Raw genomic sequence first — 23297 nt, 5'->3', positions numbered from 1 at the left:
CGGCCCTTTGTTGCGGTGCCGTTTCGCGTCCGGGGCGGCAAGGGCGGCGTTAGTGAACGGGGTCGGGCGTGGCGACCGTTTGCAGGGTCGCCAGGCTGCGGTCGGCCGGCGCAGGGGAGGTGGTCACTTCGGCCCAGCGCCGCGACTCGCTCTTCACGCGGAGGTCGAAGCGGTGGGTTTCCTTGCCCACTTTCACCAGGAGGGCGTACTCGCCATTGGGCAGCTCGCCCACGTTGAGCTGCCGGCCGAAGTTGACGGCGGAGCTGAACTGCTCGTAATAAATGAGGCCTTTTTTATCGACCAGCCGAATAAAGCTGGGCTTGGCGGTGGGGTTGCAGGCCCACACGCGGTAGCTCATGTCGGTCACTTTTTCCACGCCCGCCCAGCGGGGAGCATCTTGGGCCCGGCCGGGGGTGGCCACGCCCAGGCTAAGCAGCACGCCAGCCAACAGCACGAAAGCGAGCCGGCCCCCACGGGCGGCTACGGACAACAGGTTTTTCATGGCAATAGGAATTGAAAACAGAAAAAAGGAGAGAAAAGCCTGGCGAAATGCCCGGCAGAGCCGCAACTCTGCTGCCGGGTGCTCGCCGCAGGAGAACTTCTTACTTGATAATGCGCGTTTTCAGCGGGTACCTAGTGCTTCATGAATTGCCGGGAATAAGAGCGGGAAGTGAAGAATGATTGTTTGGTCCAAGGACGCCCCCGCCGGAGCAAGGTTGCGTTGATAACGCCTTCCGGATGAGAATCTTAGCGAAATGCTTTTTTTCTCGCCGCCTGGCCACCGTTTCCTTGCATCGGTGCGGCGTTTTGGCCCGTCTTTGCCCTTATCGGCCGGCGCTACTCGGCCGGCCGCGCTCACCCGCTGACGGGCCGTGCCCAACATAGTGGTAGAGCCCAGGTTACAACTGCGCAGTTGGGTGCGGCCGGCGCGAACTTTTTGCGCCAAGCGTTTCGCTGCCGTTTGTAGTAGTTTAAATTTAGCTAAAAAGAGGCATCTTGCACCCCTTTTCATGCCTGCGCCAACCGCTCATATGCTCGCTCCCACCGAACTGTTTCAGCATCTGCTAGAAGAGAGTCGGCAAGCTTTTTTTGTATACAGCGTGTCGGAGAGCCGCATGCTGTACCTGAGCGAGGCCTACGAGCGGTTGTTTCCCGGCGCCCGGCGCGATGAAATTGACGCCGACCTGCCCAAGCTGCTGAGCTACCTGCCCCCCGACGACCAGGCCTACGCCCGCGACTGCTTTGCGCAGCTGGCGGCCGGGCAGCTGCACGACGACTTGCTGCTGCGGGTGCAGCCCAGCCCCGACGTGCCCCTGCGCTGGCTGGCCGTGCAGGCCCACCAGTCGCGCGCCAGCGACGGCCAGGTACTGCTGTCCGGCGCCGTGCAAGACGTGACCGTGGAGCAGGAATACCTGCGCAACGCCGACCTGTACATGTCGAAGAAGAACACGACGCTGGAAATCCTGTCGCACGACCTGGCCGGGCCCTTCAACATGCTCCAGCAGCTGGCCGAGTTCATCGGCGAAAAAACCCAGGTGCTGGAAGACCCCCAGGTGCAGCGCATGATACAGGTGATGCAGGACACCTGCCGCGACAGCGTGAAGCTCATCCGCGACTTCGTGGACAGCGAGTTCATGGACTCGGCCAATGTGGAGCTGAAGCGTACCCGCGAAGACCTGGCCGAGGCCCTGCAGCAAATGGTGGAAACCTATCAGCAAGGCGAGCACTTGGTGGCCAAAACCTTCACTTTCAGCAGCACGCACCCCCACGTGTACGCCGAAATCGACCACAACAAATTCCTGCAAGTGGTGAACAACCTGATGTCGAACGCCATCAAGTTCACCCGCGAGAACGGCCACATTGCCGTGGGCGTCGAGCAGCACCCCGACCACGTGCTCGTGACCGTGGCCGACGACGGCGTGGGCATTCCGGCCCGGCTGCACCCCGTGCTCTTCGACCGCTTTACCAAGGCCCGCCGCCCCGGCCTGCGCGGCGAGAAGTCGACGGGCTTGGGCATGCACCTCATCAAAACCCTGGTGCAGCTGCACGGGGGCAGCATTTGGTTTGAGAGCCAAGAAAACGTGGGCACCACGTTTCGCATTCACCTACCCACGCCGCCAGCGCCTACGCCGGCGGGTTAGGCGCGGCGGGCTCCTGCAGCTGGGCCCGCACGGCCTGGATTTGGGCGCTGTCGATGGGCTTGTGGATGAGCCCGACCACCAACGGAAACTCCTGCGCGCGGGCCGTGTCCGACTGGGCCAACGACGAGGTGAGGATGAAGATGTGGCAGCGGCCCTGCAGCTGCGCCTCGTGTGGGCGCAGGGCCTCCAGAAACTCCCACCCGTCCATGACGGGCATGTTCAGGTCGAGGAAAATGACGCGGGGCAGGTCGGCGTTCGGCACGTCGCGCAGAAATCCGAGGGCGGTTTCGGCGTTGGGGAAGGAGGCAATGTCGTCGGAAAAGTCTTCGCGCTTGAGGAGGCGTTCGGTCAAAAAGATGCCGATGGCATCGTCGTCGATGAGCAGGGTATCCATAAATGGAAGGAAGAATCAGGGTAGCTGAATAAGGAAGCGGGTGCCCACGTCGACGGTGCTTTCGACTTCGACCGTACCTCCCATGGCTTCTACGTGGGTTTTCACGAGATAGAGGCCCACGCCCCGGCCGGGATGCCCGGTATGAAAGCGCTTGTAGAGCCGGAACACGTCGGCGCCGGCCCGCTCCAGGTCGAACCCCGAGCCGTTGTCGGCCACCACAATGTCCACCCCGCCCTCGGGCCGGGCCGTGGCCGACACTTCCACCCGCAGGCGCCGGCTTTGGGAACGGTACTTCATGGCGTTGGACAGCAGGTTGAAGAAAATGCTGTAGAGGTAGGCCCGCGTGGCCCGCACGTGCAGGCTTTCGTCGATGTTGATGACCAACTCGCCGCTTTGCTGGCGCAGGGGCTCCTGCAGGTTTTGGCTGGCCTGGCGCACCACGTCGGCCAGGGGCACCAGCTCCGGGGCGGCCACGTCTTGCTGGTCGCGCACCGACAGGATGGTGTTCACGTCGCGCAGCACGGTGTCGAGCTGCTGCACGCTGGTGCGCAGGTTGTCGAGCACGGGGGGATAATCCGCCGACTCGCGCGGCATCGAGCCCAGCAGGTCCACCAGCCCAAGGGCGTTGGCCAACGGCGCGCGCAGGTTGTGCGACACGATGTAGGTGAACTGCTGCAGGTCTTTGTGCTGGCGGTACATGTCTTCCTGCGAGCGCACCTTGTCGCTGATGTCGGCGAAATACACCGACAGCTGGTCTTCTGAGGGAAACGCTTTCACTTCGAGCCAGCGGTTGGTTTTCTGGTAATAGGCCTCGAAGTGCGCGGCCCGCCGCGTTTCCAGGGCGCGGCGCAGCTGCCGGTAAAAAACGCCGCCGTCGTCGTCGGGCCGCACCACGTAGTCGAAGGGCTGGTTGAGGGCCTGCGCCCGCGTCACGCCCAGCAGGCGCTCCACTTCGGTGTTGACGTAGGTGAAGCGGAAGTCGTGGTCGAGCAGAAAAAAAGCGTCGGTGATGCTCTCGAATACGGTGTTGAGGCGGCTGGCCTGGTCCTGAATGATGCGGTGCGAAGCAAACAGCTCGGTCACGTCGCGGGCCACCATGTGCACGCCCGTCACGGCGCTGCTCACAATGAGGGGTACCTTGGTTACGCTCAGCGAAATGGGCGCGCGGCCCTGGAACTGCACTTCTGCGTCGAACTTCACTTTGTGCCCGTGAAAGGCTTCTTCCAGCTTCCGATTAAACAACCCGTGCAGTTCAACCGGCAGGAAATCAGTGAACGGGCGGCCCGCCACTTCCTCTTTGGAATTGTTCAGCAGCGCGAGCGCCGAAGGGTTGGCATCGAGGATTACGCCGGCCCGGTCCTGGAACAGAACGAAGTCGGGGTTATTCTCAAACAACGACCGGAACCGCTGCTCGCTTAGTGTTAATTGTTCGGGGTCCATTGTCGACTTGCTGCTTATTTCGGAAGGATGGTTTCCTCTTCTCAGGCCGTCTCAGACATGCTAATACGGCCCGAAAGCACTTTTGTCACATTTCCCCTTCATTTTTTATTGCGCGGGCTTTCGCCCCTACAGCGCCGCTGCGTGGCGCAATCAGCCCTAAAAAGAAAAGCAGCACAATAGCCTTTTCATAACCAACCACTTGGCTCAACCAGCTCCCTAACGGCACTGCCACCCAACGCAACCACGTCCCATTGCCGCCATGCTTTCGCTCCGGCAAACACCGGTAGTTGATGCAACCCAAGTGCGTATTTATAACGCGGCAACCCAAGCGGCGCTCGCTGCTTAGTGCAATTCTCAAGAATAGGCATACAATCTCGGCAGCCCGCCCGCGCTGAGCTCCGCCAACCGGTCCGCCACTGTTCCAACGAGCCCATGGCAGCCGAAGGGCCGCTGGCACCGCCCCTACTTGGCCCGGTGAATGATGAGCACGCCCGCCAGGATGACGACCATGCCCAGCAGGTGCCACAGGTTGAAGGCCTCGCCGTCGAGGGCGCCCCAGGCCAGGGCCACAATGGGAATGAGGTAGGTGCTAGAAGACGCAAACAGGGCCGTGGACTGCTGAATGAGCCGGTTGAAGAGAACCATGGCCACGGCCGTGCTCATGGCAGCCAGCAGCGCAATGTAGCCAAACGCCGCCCAGGCCCCCGGCGCCGTGGCCAGCTTGTGCAAAAACTCGGTGCCTGCCAGCAAGTACGCCAGCGCGGGCCCGCCAATGAGCATGAGCAGTACGGCCGTCACGGCCATGGGCGTCAGGCCGCCTAGCTTGTGCTTGATGACGTTCACGCTCACGCCGTAGCCCAGCGTGGCGATGAGGATGTAGATGCCGTACCAGGCGTTGCCCTCGCCGGTGGGCGTGTCGGTGCCGCCGCTGCCGCCGAGCAGCAGCATTACCACGGTGCCTACCAGGCCCAGCGAGATGCCCAGCACCCGCAGGCCCGTGAGCCGCTGCCCAAACAGCAACGCCCCCATCAGCAGCGTGAATACCACCGTGAGGGCATTGAGCACGCCCGCCAGGCCCGAGGCCAGCTTGGTTTCGGCGTAGGCAAAGAGGAAAGCAGGAATGAATGTGCCTACCACTCCGCTCAGGCCCAGCCATTTAAACCGGCTGCGCTCGACGCTGCCCACGTGCTTTAGCGCAAACGGCAGCAGCAGCAGCGCCGCCACGCTCACGCGGGCGGCGCCCAGTTCCAAGGCCGAAAACACCACCAGGCCTTTCTTCATCAAAATAAATGATGTGCCCCAGATGGATGCCAGCACAATTAGCAATACCCACGCCAGCGGGGTGGTGACGCCCGGAGCGGCGGCCACCGGCGGCACGGTTTGGGGCGCCGTTGAAGCCGCAGCGGGCGCGTCAGCAGCCATTCCGGCGCCGTCGGAGGCAACCGCGGGCGGGGCGGGCACGAGTGAAGATTTGGCAGCGGGTGGGGTTGGGGAGAGCATGGCGCAAAGGTACGAGCAGCCCGCACGGCGGTTTCGGACTTATGTGCGGGCCGACCCGAACCGGAGACTTGTTCCGGTTGTTTCATACTTGCCGATTCCTGCCGTAATTTTGTAGCCCGGTTTCGTGCCGATTCTGCTCTATGTCCCATCCTTTCAAGGCCGTAAGCCTCTCCTTTAAGAAAGCCCCGCTGGCCATCCGCGAGCTCCTTTCTTTGGACGAAGCTGCATGTCGCCGTTTCCTGAATACCCTGCACCACGAGTTGGGCCTGTCTGACCTGCTGGTGCTCAGTACTTGCAACCGCACCGAAGTCTACTACGCCGCCGAGGACGACCGCAGCCGCGAAATCATCCTCGCCCTGGGCGACCTGAAGGACCGCGCCGACATCGGCCAGTTCTTTCCCTACTTCGACCTGCTGCTTGATGCCGACGCTGCCACCCAGCACCTCTTCGAAGTGGCCATGGGCCTCGACGCCCAGGTGGTGGGCGACCTGCAAATAAGCAACCAAGTAAAAACGGCCTACCAGTGGGCCGCCGACGCCGACGCCGCTGGCCCCTTCCTGCACCGGCTGCTGCACACCGTATTCTTCACCAACAAGCGCGTGCAGACCGAAACCAGCTTCCGCGACGGCGCCGCTTCGGTGAGCTACGCGGCCCTGGAATTGGTAGAAGAACTCACGGCCGATGTGGCCAACCCGCGCGTGCTGGTGGTGGGCCTCGGCGAGATTGGCGCCGATGTATGCCGCCACCTGTCGGCCAGTAAGTCCTTCAGCGACATCACCATTTGCAACCGCACCCGCGGCAAGGCCGAGGCCTTGGCCGAAGAATGCGGCATGCGCCTCGTGGATTTCGAAGACCTGGTGCCCGCGCTCAAGGAGGCCGACGTCATCATCTCGTCCATCAACCGCACTGACCCCTTCTTCACCCGCGAGCTGGTGGAGCACCTCGATGTGCTCAGCTTCAAGTTTTTCATCGACCTGAGCGTGCCCCGCAGCATCTCCGCCGACGTGGAGCTGGTGCCCGGCGTGCTGGTCTACAACATCGACGCCATCCAGAGCAAGGCCTCGGCCGCGCTGCAAACCCGCTTGGCCGCCGTGCCCCAGGTGCAGGCCATCATCGCCGAAAGCCTTTCGGGGCTGAACGACTGGGCCAAGGAAATGCTAGTGTCGCCGCTCATCCAGAAGATGAAGGCCAGCCTCGAAACCCTACGCCAGGAAGAGTTGGACCGCTACCAGAAGCGCGCCACGCCCGCCGAAAGCAAGCTCCTCGACGAAGCCACCCGCTCGCTGATGCAGAAGATTCTGAAGCAGCACGTGCTGCAACTCAAAGCCGCCTGCAAGCGCGACGACGCCGGGCAAATGGTAGAGCTGCTGGGCGAGCTCTTCGACTTGGAGAAGCAGAACGCTCTCGTTTAACTGACGCTGTTTCCTGCGACTAGCCCGACCTCATTCAAGGCCGGGCTTCTTTTTTACATCCCACCTCAACCTGCCCTTGGAGAACGCGGCAATGCGCGGCCCGCTTCACTTTGCCAAAGTGGGCAATGCGCCGATGATTTCCGGTAGAAAAGACTCTAAGGTTGGATAGCGCTGCCGGTTGGCTTCGTAGCGCTGGAGTTGCGCCTCGAAAAATGGTAAGTACATCCACGCCGCGTAGTCGGCGCGAAGCTTGCTGCTTACTTCCGGTCGGCCCAAGGCCAGCGCAATGCGGACTTCGCCGGCCCGCACCAAGTGTTCGTTGAACGAGGTTCCCCAGTCGCGATACTGCGCCTGGTCGGGGATGGGCCGGTACAAGGCCTGCTGCGCGGCAATGCCCGGCGCAAATGCCGGCAGGGCCGTGAGTGGATTCACGAACGTGTGCCCGAACTCATGCACCGAGAGATTACGAACCCACTCCGCGTCGTCGAAACCGGCGTTGGCGACTCGGCCACGGGCCAGGGTTTGTTCGCCGGCAGGAGCGGTGATTTGAACCGCTGTGAAGCCTTTTGGCCCCGCCACCTGCCAGGCCATTCCCCACTGGGACTTGAAGAACGGATTTACAATGATGCGGTAAGCCGCCTTGCGTGCCCCATAATACGCTTCCATGGTTGGGATAAAGTTGGATGGTGGCAAGTTGCGCTGCACCTGCGCAATGGCCATGTCGTACACGCGCCGGTAACGGCGTTGGAAGTCAGCGAACCGTGCATCCTGGTAAAATTGTCCGGCTAGCCTCATGTACTCGTCGGCCATGCGCGCAGCTGAGTCGGCGTTCGGATGCAGAGCCTCTAGCAACTCCCGGCTGACGGGCGAATGCCGGCGCGGCCGCGGAAATCCTTCGTAGAAAAGTGGCAGTAGGTACACGCCCGTGCCGATTTTATCGGTCAGCGCCTTGGTTCTTTTCACGGCTGCGTGCTCCCGGAATGGCGCAAAGTGGTTGTAGCTGACACGCATCAGCCGGGTGGTACTAAACAGGTACGGGTCGGTGGCCGAGTCTTTGAGGAACTCCGGCGAAATCTGTACCTCAAGCGCATTCACCAACTCTACGCCCAGGTCAGTTCCCACCACGATGCGTCGCTCCTGGGCCCGCAGTGGCGGTAAGCTGCCGAACCACAGCAACAATAGCAGGAGTCGACCAATGGAATGAAGCATGCGGTTAGTTGGGGTGTGACGGACCGGTGCCAGGCTGTTATAATCAGCTGCTTAAGCGTCGGCCACTGATGCGAATTTATTGACGTGGCTTCAATGGCCCAAGCTGCTTTTAGTATGATTTACTCAGCAAAAAATAGGTTAAGCTGTGTGGACAGTGAGCCATTAGAACGCCATGCTGAGCGCAGCCGAAGCATCTCTACTGCAATGGTAAATGAATTGCTTGCACGGTAGGGATGCTTCGACAAGCTCAGCATGACTGTTTTTTTGACGCTTTTGCTCATTGTCCACACGCCCTAGTCCACGTAAAAAGCCCCAGCACTGTGTCGTGCCGGGGTCGTACCCGGTAGGGCTTGTCACATTAGAAGGTTATTCGCACAGAGAGGACGGATTGCTTCGCTACGCTCGCAATGACGGGTGTTACTCGGCCATCATTTTCTCCCGCTCTTTCACACGTATTTCGTTGTTCACGGCGGTGGGCACCACGGTTACTACCACGTATTTCGAGGTGGGCGTATTGCTGATTTTGGCCACGCTGCCGATGGGAACGAGCGGGTTGGCCTCCGGGAAGTAGGCCGACACGTTGCCCTTGGGGATGTCGTAGGGCACGGCCACGAATTTCTCCACGCGGCGTTCTTCGCCTTTGTAGTGGCTCGTGATGTCGATGAGGTCTTTGGCTTTGATGCCGCGCTCGTCCATGTCGGCTTGGTTCATGAACAGCACGCGGCGCTCGTTGTGCACGCCGCGGTACCGGTCGTTGTACTCGTAGATGGTGGTGTTGAACTGGTCGTGGCTGCGCACGGTCATCAGCACCAGCTGGTCGGGCTCGAGGTGGTGCTTTTCCAGCGTGGTGGTGCTGAAATTGGCCTTGCCGTTCTCGGTGGTGAATTTGCGCTCCCGGGGGCCGTTGGGCAGGTAGAAGCCGCCGGGCTCGCGGAGCTTCTTGTTGAATTCCTCGAAGCCGGGGATGACGCGCGAAATGTGGTCGCGGATGACGTCGTAGTTCTCCGTCATGGCCACCCAGTCGGCAATGTTGGTTTTTTCGCCGAGCGTGGCGATGGCCATGCCGCTGATGATGGCTACCTCGCTGAGCTGGTCGCCGGCCAGCGGCACCAGGATGCCCTTGTTCTGGCTGACCACGCCCATCGAGTTTTCGCAGGAAGTCATCTGGTGCCCCGACTTCTGCATGTCGATGTCGACGTGCGTAAAGCAGGGCAGCAACAGACTGGTTTCGCCGGTCACCAAGTGGCCGCGGTTGAGCTTGGTGCCCACGTACACGGTCAGCTTCTGGCGACGCATGGCCTCGGCAATCATCTCGGTATCGGGGCCCGCGGCCAGCAGGTTGCCGCCCAGGCCGCAGTAGACCTTGGTATGGCCCAAACGCATGGCCTTGATGGATTCCACCACGTCGAAACCGTCCTTAGTGGGCGGGGTGAAGCCGAACTCTTTCTGAAGCGAATCCAGGAATTTTTTTGGAACCCGCTCCCAGATGCCCATGGTGCGGTCGCCCTGCACGTTGGAGTGGCCCCGCACCGGGCAGGTGCCCGCGCCGGGCTTGCCGATGGCGCCCTTCATGAGCTGCAGGTTCACGATTTCCTGGATGGTCTGCACGCCCTGGCGCTGCTGCGTGACGCCCATGGCCCAGCAGGTGATGATTTTCTGCTTGTGGGCAATGAGGTTGGCGGCTTCGAGCAACTGCGCCCGCGTAACGCCGCTTTCCGACTCAATGTCCTCCCAGCTGGTGTTGCGAATGTTTTGCTCAAACGACTCGAAGCCGGTGGTGAACTCCTTGATGAAGGCATGGTCGACCACTTTGCCGGGATTCAGGTCCTCGGCTTCGAAGAGGTGCTTCATGATGCCGCGGAGCAGGGCCATGTCGCCATCGACGCGCACTTGCAGGAACACATCAGTGAGTTGCGTGCCGTCGCCGAGCAGCGCGCCTAGGGCCCGCAGCGGGTTCATGAAGTCCTGCGGGTTTTTGAAGGCGACGAGGCCAGCTTCAATCAACGGGTTCACGCTGATGATTTTGGCCCCGTTGCGCTTGGCCTTTTGCAGGGCCGACAGCATGCGCGGGTGGTTCGTGCCCGGGTTCTGGCCGATGATGAGAATGACTTCGGCCTCGTGCAAGTCGTTGAGCGTGACCGAACCTTTGCCCAGCCCCAACGTGGGGCTCAGCGCCGAGCCGCTGCTCTCGTGGCACATGTTGGAGCAGTCCGGCAGGTTGTTGGTCCCAAATTGCCGCACGAAAAGCTGGAACAGGAAGGCTGGCTCGTTGGGCACTTTGCCCGAGGTGTAGAATACGGCCTCGTCGGGCGAATCCAGCGCGTTCAGGTTGTCGGCAATGACCTGGAAAGCGTCGGGCCAGGTAATAGGCTTGTAGTGGTTGTCGCCGGGGCGCTTCACCATGGGATGCGTGAGGCGGCCGGCGTTGTTCTGGTCGCGGTCGGTCATGCGCGAGAGTTCGGCCAGGCTGTGCTTGGCAAAAAACTCGGGGCCCGCGGCTTTGTCGTCGGCATCGGAAGCGGTGGCTTTGGCGCCGTTCTCGCAGAATTCGGCCACCGAGCGGTGCTCGTCCGGGTCGGGCCACGCGCAGCTCGAACAGTCAAACCCGTCCTTCTGGTTCAGCCCCAACAGGGCCTTGCTGCCGCGCCCCACGCCGCCCTCGGCCCAACTGAACTGCATGGACTTGACCACGGCCGTGACGCCGGCCGCAACCTTCTCGCGGGCCTCCAGCTTAATACCAGTGAGGGCTTCCGGGGGCTGCGCCAATACGGGGTTCAGGTATTTGGCACCGGCTACTTCGGGGGCGGGAATGTGGGCGTGCACGTGGGTACGGTTGGGGTCGGAACGGTAATGGTCGGGGGCTGGGGCCTCGCCTTGGTCAGGGCGCTCGCCGCTCTTCGGGGCGTTGTCTTCAGCGCCTTGCTGGTGCGTCTTGCCAGCTTTGCTGGGGTCGGAGGCGGGAGATTTTTCCATGACGTTGGGTGGGAAAGTGAGGCAAAAGGGTATGCAAGGCCCGGACGAAGCGCCACATAGCAGCGGCTCTGCTTTTTCAACCACAGCGGACAGCGGTTGTTTTGAAAGCCAGTGGGGTAGCTTCAGCAATGTAGCGAATTTGCCGGAAGCCGCCCAGCCTGAACAGTGACCTGCTTATCAGACGGAAAGTAGCCGTGGAAGTTGCTGAGCACTGCCGGGTCTGCGCCGCAGTCCGCCCGCGGATATCACAGCAGGCACCAACAACACGAGCCCCGACGGGGCCAGCACCTATTTCGGTGTGCTGGCCCCGTCGGGGCTCGTGTGTAAAGGTGTAGGTATGCCAACCAAAGGTCGGCATGCCCAAAGTGCCGCGTCTTTACAGCCGACTATCAGGCCGGTACAACGACTCGCTCACTAGTGCGCGTCGAGGTGCCGATGGGCACTTCCACGCTTTCCACGGTCACAATCACAAACTTGGAAGTGGGCGTGTTGCTCTTGTAGGCCACGCTGCCGATGGGCACCAGCACGTTGCCTTCGGGGAAATACATGGCACAGTTGCCCTTCGGGATTTCGTAGGGGATGGCAATGAACTTCTCGGCGTGGCGCTGCTGGCCCAGGAAGTGGCTGGTGATGTTCACCAGGCCTTTCTCCTTGATGCCGCGCTCGGCCATGTCCTCGGGGTTGAGGAAGATAACGCGGCGCTCGCCGTGGATGCCGCGGTAACGGTCGTTGTAGTCGTACACAGTGGTGTTGAACTGGTCGTGGCTGCGGATGGTCATCAGCACCAGCTGGCCGGGTTCGAGCACGTGTTTTTCCAGCGGCGTGCTGGTGAAATTGGCCTTGCCGTTGTCGGTGGTGAAGTTGCGCTCCCGTGGGCCGTTGGGCAGGTAGAAGCCGCCGGGGTGGCGCACCTTTTCGTTGAATTTCTCGAAGCCCGGAATGGTGCGCTCCACGTAATCGCGGATGAGGTCGTAGTTCTCGGTGCAGCCCACCCAGTCCACGCTACTGCGGCCGTCGAGGGTGGCAATGGCCATGCCGCACACAATGGTCACTTCGCTCAGCATCTGGCTGTTGGGCAGGGGTTCGAGCACGCCTTTGCTCATGCTGACTACGCCCATGGAGTTTTCGCAGGTCATGAATTGCTGCCCCAATTTCTGCATGTCAATGTCGGTGCGGGCGTAGCAGGGCAGCAGCAGCGCCATTTCGCCGTTCACTAGGTGGCTGCGGTTGAGCTTGGGCGTGATGTGCACCGAGAGCCGCAGCTTGCGCATCCCTTCGGCCACGAATTCGGTGTCGGAGCAGGCCGAGAGCATGTTGCCGCCCAGCGCCACAAACGCCTTCACCTTGCCGTCGTGCAGCGCCTTCACAGCTTCCACGGTGTCGTAGCCGTACTCGCGCGGAGCCTTGAAATTGAACTCCTGCTCCAGCGCATCCAGGAAATTCTCGGTGGGCCGCTCCCAGATGCCCATCGTGCGGTCGCCCTGCACGTTGGAGTGGCCCCGCACCGGGCACAGGCCCGCTCCGGGAATCCCCACCGCCCCTTTCATGAAGTGCATGTTCACGATTTCCTGAATCGTGTACACGCCGTTTTTTTGCTGCGTGAGGCCCATGGCCCAGCAGGTGATAATTTTCTTGTGGCGGGCCACCAGCCCGGCGGCCTCCTGAATCTGGGCCCGGCTGATGCCGCTGGCTTCTTCAATGTCCTCCCAACTGGTGTTGTTGAGGGTTTCCACCAGCTCGGGGTAGCCCGTGGTGTAGTCGCGGATGAAGTCGTGGTCGAGCACCAGGCCGGGGTTCAGCTGCTCGGCTTCGAGCAGGCACTTCATGAAGCCGCGCATCACCAATTGGTCGCTGTTGATGCGCACCTGCAAGTAAATGTCGGTAATGGGCGTGCCGTCGCCGAGCAATGTCCCCAGCGCCTTGATGGGGTTCATGAAGTCCTGCGGGTTCTTGAAATGCTGCAAACCGGCCTCCAGCAACGGATTGATGCTGATGATTTTGGCGCCGTTTTTCTTAGCCTTCTGCAAAGCCGTGAGCATGCGCGGGTGGTTGGTGCCGGGGTTTTGGCCGATGATGAGGATGACCTCGGCCTCGTAGATGTCGTTGAGGGTCACCGAGCCCTTGCCCAGGCCGGTGGTGTTGCTCAGGGCCGCGCCGCTGCTCTCGTGGCACATGTTGGAGCAATCTGGCAGGTTGTTGGTGCCGAACTGCCGCACGAAAAGCTGGTACAAATACGCCGGTTCGTTGGGCACCTTGCCCGAGGTATAGAAGATGGCCTCATCCGGCGACTTCAGCGCGTTTAGCTCCTCCCCTATCAATTGGAAAGCCTCGGGCCACGAAATGGGCGTGTAGTGCGTGGCGCCCGGCCGCAGCACCATGGGGTGCGTGAGCCGGCCGGCGTTATTCAGGTCGCGGTCCGTCATGTGCGACAAGTCCACGAGGCTGTGCCGGGCGAAAAACTCCGGGCCTACGGGGTCGGACTGCGAGTCGGAAGCGGTGGCTTTGGCGCCATTCTCGCAGAACTCGGCCACCGAGCGGTGCTCGTCGGGGTCGGGCCAGGCGCAGCTCGAGCAGTCGAACCCGTCCTTCTGGTTCATCTTGAGCAAGGCGTGGGTGCCACGCACCGGGCCATCGTAGCTAAAGGCAAACGACCCAGACTTGAGCACAGCCGTAAGGCCCGCCGCCACAGTGGCGGGCTTGCTGAGCTTCAGGCCCGTGAACTCCTCCGGCGGCTGGGCCAGGATGGCGTGCTTGTGTTTGGCACCCAGCGTGTCGGGCGCCTCCATGGGGCGGTCGTCCAGGGTTTCGCGCGCGGGCGAGGTGGCCCAATGGTCGTTGGTGGGCGCTTTGCCTTGGTCGGGGCGCTCGCCGCTTTTGGGTACGTTGGTGGCGGCCGTCTGCTGCTCAATTTTGCCGGCTTGGCTGGGGTCTTCGGCTGGAGATTTTTCCATGATTACGGGTAGAATGGAAATTACGATTAGGCGTGAGCCGGCCCAGCCTGTCCGCTAGTGTCGGCAGTCCAGGTCTTTCTCAACTAAAATGCTAAGGCGTTGATTTTCCGGCAGCGGCATGTCGTGAGAGAAGCCAATCTGGTCGGTTTCCACCCAGGCTTTGGCCAGCATAAAGGGCACAAGCACCGTGATGGCGCCGGGCTCGTAGTGCACTTGCACCGGCTCGGCGTGGGGCAAGGTTTCGGCCCGCTCCGAGCCGCGCTCCAGCGCGTAGGTGAGCTGCTGGTCGGGGTTGGTGCCGAAATGCACGATGGAGGACACCCGGCCGGTGCTAGCGAATTCCTCTAATTCGCCCCCGGAGAGGCGCAGGCGTAGGGTGTCGTCTTCGATGCGAAGCTTCATAAGCGGGAAGCCCACTAAAGGGCCGTTTAAAGAATAACGTAAAGTCGAATTGGTCGTTGCACTCAATTATAGCAATGCGGCAACGGTTTGAGCAGCAAGCTCAACCGCGCAGCCGCCAGCCGTGGCAGTACACATTGTAGCGCCCGTTACGGACGAAGCCCAGCACTGTCATGCCGAAACTGTTGGCGGCCTGCACGGCCAAGCTGCTGGGGGCGCCCACGGCTGCCAGCACCCCAATGCCCGCCGCCGCCGCCTTCTGCACCAGCTCAAAACTAGCCCGCCCGCTCACCAATAAAACGTGCTGGTGTAGCGGCAGCCAGTCGGCCAGCAGGGCGGCGCCCACTACTTTGTCCAGGGCATTGTGGCGGCCTACGTCTTCGCGCAGCAGCAGCAGCTCGCCTTCGGGCGTGAACAGGGCGGATGCATGCTGTCCACCCGTTTGCTCGAAGCCGGCTTGGGCGGCGCGCAGGCGCTCGGGCAGCTGGTGCACCACATTGTAGCTCAGGTAAGGGCCGTCGGTGGGCAGCACCGGGCAGGAGGCGGTGCGCACGGCGTCGATGCTGGTTTTGCCACACACGCCGCAGCTGGAACTGGTGTAGAAATGGCGCTCCATTGCCGAAAAGTCAACCTGGACGTGGGCTGCCAGCTCGGCGCGGGTCACGTTGCCGGCTTCTTCGGCTTTTTGCACGTCGGGGCAGGGTATGATGCCCAGCACGTCGGCCTTGCCGCGAATGAGGCCTTCGGTGAGCAGGAAGCCAGCGGCCAGTTCCTCATCGTGGCCGGGGGTGCGCATGGTAACGGACAAGGTGCGGTGCTGGCGTTGGCCGTCCATTTCGTAGCCCACCCGGATTTCCAGGGGTTCTTCGGCGGCGAGTTGGTCGGAGGCGGGCACGGGCGGGCCGCTGCCGTTCACCTTTTCGATGCTGGCGAATTCGTAGCTGGCGGCGGGCAGGAGGATGGTGGGGTCCATGGGTGGGATTGGGCGGCGGGTTTGGAGTAGATACGGCGTTCTACCCAGAACGTCATGCAGAACGAGGCACCTTGCATGCGTCAACTAAACCAATCGTTCAACGAAAGGATTGGTGATGGCGGGCGAGATGCTTCGCTGCGCTCGGCATGACGTTGTTTTTGGGATGACGTTCTTGCGGTCCTTCTTTTCTCCATTCGCTACCGCATGAAACTCAAAAAGCTCACTCGTAACCTCACGCTTTGGGTGCTGCTGGCCATTGTGGCCGGGGCACTGTTGGGCCATTTTCAGCCTGCTACTGCCCAGCAGATGGAGCCCTTGGGCAAACGGTTTATCGACGTGGTGAAGCTGTTCATCAACCCCATCATCTTTCTGACCATCACGCTTGGCATCAGCACAATGGGGGATTTGAAGAAGGTGGGGCGCATTGGGGGTAAAGCGCTGCTGTACTTCGAGGTGGTGACCACGCTGGCGCTGCTCATTGGGGTGGCGGTGGCTGCGGTGGTGAAGCCCGGCGCGGGCGTGAGTACGGGCAAGCTCAATACCGAGAAAGTAGGCGAATTCACGAAGCGGGCCACGGAGTTTTCCTGGGGCCACTTTCTGGCCGACAATCTCACGCTGCAAGTGCTGCTGGTGGCCATCGTTCTTGGCATAGTCCTGAGCAAATACGCCGGCCGCAAGCCCATCATTCATTTTCTCAAGGTCGCGTCGGGGTACGTGTTCCGGGGCTTGCACCTAGTCATGCTTTTTGCACCCATCGGCGCCTTTGGCGGCATGGCTTTCACCATTGGCAAATACGGCATCGCCACCTTGCTGCCGCTGGGCAAGCTCATGGTGACGGTGTACCTGACGATGGCCGTATTCATTTTCGTGATACTGGGGGCCATCCTGCGCTATTGCCGCATCGGCATGTGGTCATTTCTCAAATACATCAAAGCCGAGCTGCTGATTGTGCTGGGCACGTCGTCCTCGGAAGCCGGCCTGCCGGGCCTGATGGAAAAGCTCGAGCGCATGGGTTGCGCGCAGCCGGTGGTGGGGCTGGTGGTGCCTACGGGCTACTCGTTCAACCTCGACGGCACCACCATTTACCTCTCGCTGGCCACGCTGTTTCTAGCCCAGGTGTTCAACATCGACTTAACGGGCGCTCAAATCCTCACGATGATGGGCATCCTGATGGTGACCTCCAAGGGCGCGGCGGGCGTGGCGGGCAGCGGCTTTGTAGTGCTAGCCAGTACCCTCACGGCCATGAAGGTGATTCCGGTGGAAGGGCTGGCGCTGCTGCTGGGCGTCGACCGATTTATGTCAGAAGCCCGCTCCATCACCAACTTCATTGGCAACGGCGTGGCTACCGTCTTTCTGGCCCACAACGAGGGCGCCCTCGACCACCAAATGGCCGAGGAAGCCCTGGGCAAGCGCCTGAAGCCGCTGCGCCTGCGCCGCCGCAAAGACCTGACCAGCGGCGAATACCTAGGCGAAGTGGCCGAAGAAGCCGCCAACAAATCAACCCCGCAGTAGCGCACGCCTCCTGCCTTCACCCAATGATATTCAACATCTGCGGCCACCGGTTTCTATACCAAATGGTATTGCTAGCAGCGATGCTCAGCCGTGGTACTGCCTTTGCTCAGTTTGCCCAAGCGCCCGTTGAAGTGCGGATTCCGGTAGCGCCACGGGCGGTGCCGAGCAGCGACGACCTGTCCCACCTCGCGTATGAGATGCACGTCAGCAACTTTTACCAATCGACCGGAACGCTGCGTTTACGGCGCGTGGCCGTATTTGCTGACGATGCGACGGCAGCCCTTGCTACCTACACGGCGGCTCAGGTCAATGGGCTTCTTGCGCACCCGGCGGACAGCGCCGACGCTACGGGGGTGCCCATCGAGGCAGGTAAGCGAGTGGTATTGTTTCTATGGCTAAAGGTGCCAGTGGGTTCACCTGCACCCAAGGTTCTGCGGCACCAACTAGAATTTGAGGCGGCAGGCGGTGTTCGGCAACTGGTTGACGGCGGGCGCATCGCAGTGGAAGCCGCTCCGCCGCTGGCCCTTGGTGCGCCGTTTCGTTCGGGCACGTGGCTGGTGCAGGCGGGGCCCGGCAACCACTTGTTGCACCACTGGGGAAGCTTGGTGGCCGCCAATGGCCAGCTCACAATTCCCCAACGCTACGCAATCGACTTTTTTGGGCTTGATGCCAGCGGGCACGCGGTGCGCACTGCCCGTAGCAAACTCAACAAATCGACCACAAGCGACTGGGCTGGCTTCGGCGCCGAGGTACTGGCCGTGGCCGATGGCGTGGTGCGCGACCTGCGCGACGGCGAACCGAACCACAAGCCTTTGGCTTCCTTACCGACGCCTACCGACCTGACGAATCGAACGCTAATGGGCAATTTTGTGGTGTTGGAAATTGCCCCAAACTGCTTCGCCACCTACGCCCATTTGCAACCCGGCAGCCTCACAGTGAAGGTGGGCGACCGGGTGCGGCGCGGGGCCATACTCGGCCGGCTCGGACAGTCCGGTAATAGCAACGCGCCGCACTTGCATTTCCAACTCGCCACCAGGGCGACTTTTGAGGAATCGGAGGGACTGCCGTTCACGTTTGACGCATTCCATCGACTCGGCTCGGCTGCCATCGGCGACGTTCTCGACCGCGCAACCAAGGTTCAATTGCTTGCAGGCCCTCAGCCGGTTCGGCACGTGCAGCTTCCCCTAGACGGCGAAGTTATCAACTTCAAATAGTGTAAAATTCAAGTGCTAACCAGACTTTACTAGCCTTAGCGCTTGCTGAAAACCCAATGATTCCAACCCAAACCCAGGCCGAACCGCGCCCCGCTCCTGCCCGCCCGCCCATTCGCTTCGACCGCAACGAGCTGGCCGGCGCGTTTGGGGACTTGGGCACGGACTTGCCGCTGCTCATTGGTGTCATCGCGGCGTCGGGCGTCGACAGCGCGGGGGTGCTCATCTTGTTCGGGTTGATGCAGGTGTTTTCGGGCTTGTGGTACCGCATGCCCATGCCCGTGCAGCCGCTCAAGGCATTCGCGGCGCTGGTCATTGCCCAGAAAATTCCGGGCCGGGTCATTTTCGGCGGCGGGCTGGCCATTGGCGTCAGCATGTTTTTGCTGTCGATAACGGGGCTGATTGATGCGCTGGCCCGGCTGGTGCCCAAGGCCGTGGTGCGCGGCATTCAGTTTGGGCTGGCCTTGCAGTTGGCCACGCTGGCCCTGAAGCAGTACGTGCCCGCCGATGGCGTGGGCGGCTACGCGCTGGCGGCGGCGGCGTTTGGCATCATCGTGGTGCTACTGGGCAACCGGCGCTGGCCCGCGGCCTTGCTGGTGGTGGCGCTGGGCGTGGCTTACGCGCTGGTTTTCAAGCTGGACTTGGCCACGGCCCAAAAGGCCATTAGCGTGCATTTGCCCACGTGGCACCTGCCTCAAACGGCCGACATACTCACCGGCGCGGTGCTGCTGGCGCTGCCCCAGATTCCGCTGTCGTTGGGCAACTCGGTGCTGGCCACCCGCCAGATTGCGGCCGACTACTTCCCCGAGCGCGGCCTCACGGTGCGCCAAATCAGCTTGACCTATGCCCTGATGAACTTGGTGAGCCCATTTTTTGGAGGCTTTCCGGTGTGCCATGGCTCGGGCGGCATGGTGGGGCATTACGCGTTTGGGGCCCGCACGGGCGGCTCGGTGGTGCTGTACGGGTGCTTGTTTTTGACCCTGGGCCTGTTCTTCAGCCAGGGTTTCCAGCAAGTGGTCCAGATTTTCCCGCTACCCATTCTTGGCGTGCTGCTGCTGTTTGAAGCCCTCACGCTGGCCGCTTTGCTGCGCGACATCAGCGGCATCCGCACTGATATGCTGGTGGCGCTGCTGGTGGGCCTGCTCTGCGCCGGGCTGCCGTATGGCTACCTGGTGGGGCTGGTGGTAGGCACGAGCGTGTACTATGCCGTGCAGCGCGGCTGGGTGGGACTGGGGAAGCATTAGGTTTTTAGTTGTCAGTTGTTCGTTGTCAGTTGTTAGTTTCGATAATGAGCCTAACAACTGACAACGAACAACTAAGCCCTAATCCGCAAGAATGCGGACGGGCTGCTTGTGCTCGTCTACGGCTACGAAGGTGAACAGGCCCGTGACGGCCCGGCGGCGCTCGTCGGTGTACATCTGCTCCACAAAAAGCTCCACGCGCACCTTGAGGCTGGTGCGGCCCACGTGCTCGATGTTGGCCACCAGCTCCACCAGCGTGCCACCGGGGATGGGATGCGTGAAATCGACCCGTTCCGAGGACACAGTCACCATTTTCAGCCGCGAGAAGCGGGTGGCGGCGATGAAGGCCACCTCGTCCATCAGCATGAGCGTGGTACCGCCGAACAGGGTATCGTAGTGATTGGTGGTGTTGGGGAATACAGCTTTGAAAATGCGCGTTTCGGCGCAGGCAATACGGTCGGCGAGAAGCATGGCAAGGGGTAAGAAGGCGGGGAAGGCCACTTTTTGCTTTCATGCCCCTGCTTTTACTCAGCCCACACCGAATGCACGTCGACTTGCCCACGTTCAGCACGCGGCAGCCGGGCCCACCCAATGCCAGCCCCGTAGCGCGGGAGCAGCATCACTCGGCGGCCGGCAGGTCTCCTGACTTGTTTCGGGTGAGCCCCGCCCTTCTCGGTCCGCACACGGCGGACCAATGGGCCTAGTTGGGGCTACCTGCTCCGACCGGTGAGGCCGGGAAACTTACAGTAGCGCGTCTGTTCGGGAGTTGCACCCGATTCCCTTTTAATTTCCGTCGGCGCCGAAGCCCCGGCCGAAAACCGTCCGCTGATTGAAGGAAATCAAATTGAGAACCGACAGGGCGAAGGTAGCAGGTGGGCGCTGACTGATACTTCGGCAAAGTGCCGAGGCGCTTTATTCCGACGCTGGCGGCGCTTCCGCATTGCTTTTCCGCAAGGGCAGCTCTGGCACTAGAAGCGTGACCAGCAGACCTCCAACTACCAGGACAATATTTACCAGGTACACCCGCGAAATGGCTTTGGAGAAAGCCGCCCGCACCACCGGCGAGGCCGCCCCCGTAGCCGCCGCAGCGGGCAAGGCTGGCCCTTCGGATACCACCGCTTGCTTCACGGGTACCACGGCCGGCGCGGCCCCCACGGGAATGCTCTGCGCCAGCGTGAGCGTGAGCACCGTGCCCAGCACCGAGGCCGTAATGGCCCCGCCAATCTGCCGGAAAAACTGACAGGCTGAAGTGGCTTGGCCCATCAGGCGCGGCTCGATGGCGTTTTGAATGGCCAGGGTGTAGAGCGGCATGGTGGGCCCCAGGCCGATGCCGCACAGCAGCAAGTAGCCCAGTATCTGGTAATAGCCAATGGTGGTGGGCATGGTGGCCAGCAGCGACAGACCACCCAGCAACACCACCAGCCCGCCCAGCATCCAGCGCTTGTAGTGGCCGAAGCGCGACACCATTTGCCCGGCCAGCAGCGAGCCCATCACCACGCCCATGGACAGCGGAATGAGGCTGACGCCCGCCCGGGTGGCCGACTCGCCCAGCACGTTCACCATGAACAGGGGCTGGAAAATGATGATGCCCAGAAACGCCCCGCCCAACAGAAACAGCGCCCCGTTGGCCGTGCGAAACACGTCGTTGCGGAAGAGGCCAAAATCCAGAATGGGGTTTTCGTGGCGCAGGCTGCGAAACACAAACGCCATCAGCGACGCCACCGCCACGCCGAACAGCCCCAGCGTGACCGGCGACGTCCAGCCGTATTCGGCCTTGTTGAGTTGCAGGGCCATGACCAGCGGCACCAGCCCCGTCATCAGGAGCAAGGCCGAGAGGTAGTCGAAGGGCTTGGGCTTGGTGCGCGGGCGCAAGGCCGGCATTTGCGTCAGAATGAACCACAGGGCCAGCGCGCCGAGCGGCAGGTTCACGTAGAACACCAGCCGCCAGCCCGCCACCCCCGGAATCCAGCCGGAGCCTTGGTCGGTGAGAAAGCCGCCCAAAAACGGCCCCAGCACCGACGAGGTGCCAAACACGGCCCCGGTGAAACCTTGGTAGCGCCCCCGCTCGGCAGGCGGAAACAAGTCGGCAATGATGATGAAGGCCATGGCAAACAGCCCCGCCCCGCCAAAGCCCTGAATGGCCCGGAAAATAACCAACTGGTTCATGCCATCACCCAGCAGCGGCAGCGAGCCAAACTCGCCGGCCAGCCCGCACAGCATCGAGCCAATGAGGAAGATGATGACGGCCGTGACTTCAATCTTGCGCCGCGAATACATGTCGGCCAACTTGCCATAAATGGGCACCAGCGCCGTGCTGGCCACCAAGTACGCCGTTGCCACCCACGTAAACCGGTCGAGCCCGTGCAAGTCGGCCACGATGCGCGGCAGGGCCGTCGACACGATGGTTTGGTCGAGCGAGCCCAGGAACATGGCCAGCAACACCCCAGCAAACGTGAGCATCTTCTGGCGGTGGGTGCGGGTGTCGGTGGCGGGCGCGACCGTAATTGTGGGGGTATGCATTGCTAAAAACAGGACGTCCTGCTCATCCGGCAGTGGCGACGTCCAAACATCTCTACCGCGGCAGCAACTAATTGGTTGTCCGAGCGAAATGCTTTGAGGTCGTCACTGCCAGACGAGCAGGACGTTCCGTAAGTGCTGTGGCTCTGCTTACTACAGCAGCGACCGAATCCAACCGCCGTCCACCGGCACCGACGTGCCGGTGATGTAGCTGGCCCGCTCCGAGCACAGGAAGGCCGCCAACGCCGCAAACTCCCGCGGCTCGCCCAGCCGCCGCATCGGGATTTCCGCTTCCCAGCGGGCCGTGGCCGCGTCGGCCGAAATGCCTTCCTTGGCCGCCGTGGCTTCGGCCAGGCCCACCACCCGCTCGGTGCGGGTGTAGCCCGGCAGGATGTTGTTCACAGTCACGCCAAATGGTGCTACTTCCGTGGCCAGGGTACGGGCCATGCCGGTCACGGCAGCGCGCAGGCTGTTGGACAGCATCAGGTTGGCCACCGGCTGCTTCACCGAAATAGAGGTCACGTTGAGGATGCGGCCCCAGCCGCGCTCCTTCATACTTGGCAGCACGGCTCGCGTGAGTTCCACTACGCTGCTCAGCAGCAGGCGGGTAGCAGCGTCCCACTGCTCCGCACCGAGTGTGTCGAAGGTTCCGGCGGGCGGGCCGCCGGCGTTGGTCACCAGAATATCGACGCGGCCGAAACGCTCCGTAGCGGCTTGCACCACGCGGGCCACGTCGGCCGGGTTCGCTACGTCGGCTGCAATGCCCAGCACGGGCACGCCAGTGGCTGCTGAGATGGCGGCGCAAGTAGCCCTGAGGACTTCTTCACCGCGGGCGCACAGCACCAGCGAGGCGCCTTCGGCGGCCAGTTCTTCGGCCACGGCGCGGCCCAGGCCCTTGCTGGCGGCGGCCACGAGCGCCACTTTGCCGGTTAGTCCAAGGTCCATGGGCTACTTCTTGCGCAGGTAGTCGTCCGACTTGTCCAACCAGTCCTGGCGCGGCGGGCTGAAAATGTCCACGTCCAGCGTGTCTTCAATGGCCTCGGCCTTGTGGGGCACGTTGGACGGAATGTGCAGCACTTCGCCCACGCCCACCACAATGGGCTCGGCGTCTTCGGACCCAATCCAGAAGCGCAGGGCACCTTCCAGGATGTAGGTGATTTGTTCGTTTTCGTGCTGGTGCAGGGGCACGATGCAGCCTTTTTTCAGGTACACGTGGGCCAGCATCACCTTGTCGCCGGTGATGAGGCGGCGGGACAATTGGTCCGAAAGCTGCTCTTTGGGCATGTCGTCCCACTTGTATTGAGTCACTTGTTGGGTTTCTTCCATGGGGTGTTTTGGATGGGTTTGGGATGAAGCACCAAAGAACGGTCATGCCGAGCGCAGCCGAGGCATCTCGCGTGGGGCAGTATTTCTTTTTCAACGAT

Annotated in this window: 18 protein-coding genes and 1 riboswitch; of the genes, 5 read left to right on the top strand and 13 right to left on the bottom strand. The window is 61.9% G+C overall.

Features of this window, described 5'->3' with window-relative positions:
• Nucleotides 1-49: 49 nt before the first annotated feature.
• Entirely contained in the window at nucleotides 50-502 is a 453-nt protein-coding gene (locus VF629_RS02340) for a hypothetical protein (RefSeq protein WP_331056838.1), read from the bottom strand.
• Between the two features lie 529 nt (nucleotides 503-1031).
• Here VF629_RS02340 and VF629_RS02335 point away from each other — a divergent pair.
• Nucleotides 1032-2141 carry a PAS domain-containing sensor histidine kinase gene (locus VF629_RS02335; RefSeq protein ID WP_331056837.1) on the top strand — a complete coding sequence of 370 codons (1110 nt, stop codon included), beginning with the start codon at nucleotides 1032-1034 and terminating at the stop codon, nucleotides 2139-2141.
• Here VF629_RS02335 and VF629_RS02330 read toward each other — a convergent pair.
• The 3 genes from VF629_RS02330 to VF629_RS02320 form a co-directional block, all read right to left on the bottom strand.
• The gene (locus tag VF629_RS02330) at nucleotides 2125-2535 is read right to left on the bottom strand and encodes a response regulator (RefSeq protein WP_331056836.1); all 411 of its coding nucleotides are present in this window, start codon (nucleotides 2533-2535) and stop codon (nucleotides 2125-2127) included. The two genes, VF629_RS02335 and VF629_RS02330, sit on opposite strands and share 17 nt — an antisense overlap.
• 15 nt (nucleotides 2536-2550) lie before the next feature.
• Nucleotides 2551-3975 (bottom strand): PAS domain-containing sensor histidine kinase, encoded by a 1425-nt coding sequence (locus tag VF629_RS02325; protein WP_331056835.1) that lies wholly within the window; start codon nucleotides 3973-3975, stop codon nucleotides 2551-2553.
• 462 nt (nucleotides 3976-4437) lie between these two features.
• Nucleotides 4438-5475: a DMT family transporter gene (locus tag VF629_RS02320; protein WP_331056834.1), complete on the bottom strand. Its 1038-nt coding sequence runs from the start codon at nucleotides 5473-5475 to the stop codon at nucleotides 4438-4440.
• A 140-nt stretch (nucleotides 5476-5615) separates the two neighbouring features.
• On the opposite strand from VF629_RS02320, the gene hemA reads away from it, so the two are divergent.
• Nucleotides 5616-6887 (top strand): glutamyl-tRNA reductase, encoded by a 1272-nt coding sequence (gene hemA, locus VF629_RS02315; RefSeq protein ID WP_331056833.1) that lies wholly within the window; start codon nucleotides 5616-5618, stop codon nucleotides 6885-6887.
• 105 nt (nucleotides 6888-6992) lie between these two features.
• Here the strand turns inward: hemA and VF629_RS02310 are convergent, their stop codons facing one another.
• The 5 genes from VF629_RS02310 to fdhD all read right to left on the bottom strand — a co-directional run bounded on the left by VF629_RS02310 (nucleotide 6993) and on the right by fdhD (nucleotide 15392).
• On the bottom strand, nucleotides 6993-8096 hold the full coding sequence (locus VF629_RS02310) for a DUF4932 domain-containing protein (RefSeq protein WP_331056832.1): 1104 nt from the start codon (nucleotides 8094-8096) through the stop codon (nucleotides 6993-6995).
• A 417-nt stretch (nucleotides 8097-8513) separates the two neighbouring features.
• Nucleotides 8514-11069 carry an FdhF/YdeP family oxidoreductase gene (locus VF629_RS02305; RefSeq protein ID WP_331056831.1) on the bottom strand — a complete coding sequence of 852 codons (2556 nt, stop codon included), beginning with the start codon at nucleotides 11067-11069 and terminating at the stop codon, nucleotides 8514-8516.
• Between the two features lie 389 nt (nucleotides 11070-11458).
• A complete protein-coding gene (locus tag VF629_RS02300; protein WP_331056830.1) occupies nucleotides 11459-14020 on the bottom strand; it encodes an FdhF/YdeP family oxidoreductase in 2562 nt (853 codons plus the stop codon).
• Nucleotides 14021-14074: 54 nt separating this feature from the next.
• On the bottom strand, nucleotides 14075-14422 hold the full coding sequence (locus VF629_RS02295; protein WP_331056829.1) for a DUF7009 family protein: 348 nt from the start codon (nucleotides 14420-14422) through the stop codon (nucleotides 14075-14077).
• Between the two features lie 100 nt (nucleotides 14423-14522).
• Nucleotides 14523-15392 carry a formate dehydrogenase accessory sulfurtransferase FdhD gene (gene fdhD, locus VF629_RS02290; protein WP_331056828.1) on the bottom strand — a complete coding sequence of 290 codons (870 nt, stop codon included), beginning with the start codon at nucleotides 15390-15392 and terminating at the stop codon, nucleotides 14523-14525.
• Nucleotides 15393-15596: 204 nt separating this feature from the next.
• On the opposite strand from fdhD, the gene VF629_RS02285 reads away from it, so the two are divergent.
• Genes VF629_RS02285 through VF629_RS02275 form a run of 3 tightly spaced genes read left to right on the top strand, consistent with a single transcriptional unit; the run spans nucleotide 15597 to nucleotide 19359 of the window.
• A complete protein-coding gene (locus VF629_RS02285; protein WP_331056827.1) occupies nucleotides 15597-16904 on the top strand; it encodes a cation:dicarboxylate symporter family transporter in 1308 nt (435 codons plus the stop codon).
• Between the two features lie 23 nt (nucleotides 16905-16927).
• On the top strand, nucleotides 16928-18118 hold the full coding sequence (locus tag VF629_RS02280; protein ID WP_331056826.1) for a M23 family metallopeptidase: 1191 nt from the start codon (nucleotides 16928-16930) through the stop codon (nucleotides 18116-18118).
• A gap of 56 nt (nucleotides 18119-18174) precedes the next feature.
• On the top strand, nucleotides 18175-19359 hold the full coding sequence (locus VF629_RS02275) for a putative sulfate/molybdate transporter (RefSeq protein ID WP_331056825.1): 1185 nt from the start codon (nucleotides 18175-18177) through the stop codon (nucleotides 19357-19359).
• Nucleotides 19360-19437: 78 nt separating this feature from the next.
• Here VF629_RS02275 and VF629_RS02270 read toward each other — a convergent pair whose 3' ends face one another.
• From VF629_RS02270 to VF629_RS02255, 4 genes are all read right to left on the bottom strand, one after another.
• Nucleotides 19438-19827 (bottom strand): acyl-CoA thioesterase, encoded by a 390-nt coding sequence (locus tag VF629_RS02270; protein WP_331056824.1) that lies wholly within the window; start codon nucleotides 19825-19827, stop codon nucleotides 19438-19440.
• A gap of 144 nt (nucleotides 19828-19971) precedes the next feature.
• Nucleotides 19972-20194: riboswitch (cobalamin riboswitch) on the bottom strand.
• Nucleotides 20195-20268: 74 nt separating this feature from the next.
• On the bottom strand, nucleotides 20269-21876 hold the full coding sequence (locus tag VF629_RS02265) for an MDR family MFS transporter (RefSeq protein WP_331056823.1): 1608 nt from the start codon (nucleotides 21874-21876) through the stop codon (nucleotides 20269-20271).
• Nucleotides 21877-22026: 150 nt separating this feature from the next.
• A complete protein-coding gene (locus tag VF629_RS02260; protein WP_331056822.1) occupies nucleotides 22027-22818 on the bottom strand; it encodes an SDR family oxidoreductase in 792 nt (263 codons plus the stop codon).
• Between the two features lie 3 nt (nucleotides 22819-22821).
• Nucleotides 22822-23199, bottom strand: a complete 378-nt coding sequence (locus VF629_RS02255; protein WP_331056821.1) for a cupin domain-containing protein — start codon at nucleotides 23197-23199, stop codon at nucleotides 22822-22824.
• Nucleotides 23200-23297: the final 98 nt, after the last annotated feature.

Origin of the sequence: Hymenobacter sp. (genome assembly GCF_036388155.1) — a bacterium.
GTDB lineage: Bacteria > Bacteroidota > Bacteroidia > Cytophagales > Hymenobacteraceae > Hymenobacter.
Note: the sequence above shows the minus strand (reverse complement) of the source record. Positions and strands in the feature narration are given on the sequence as shown.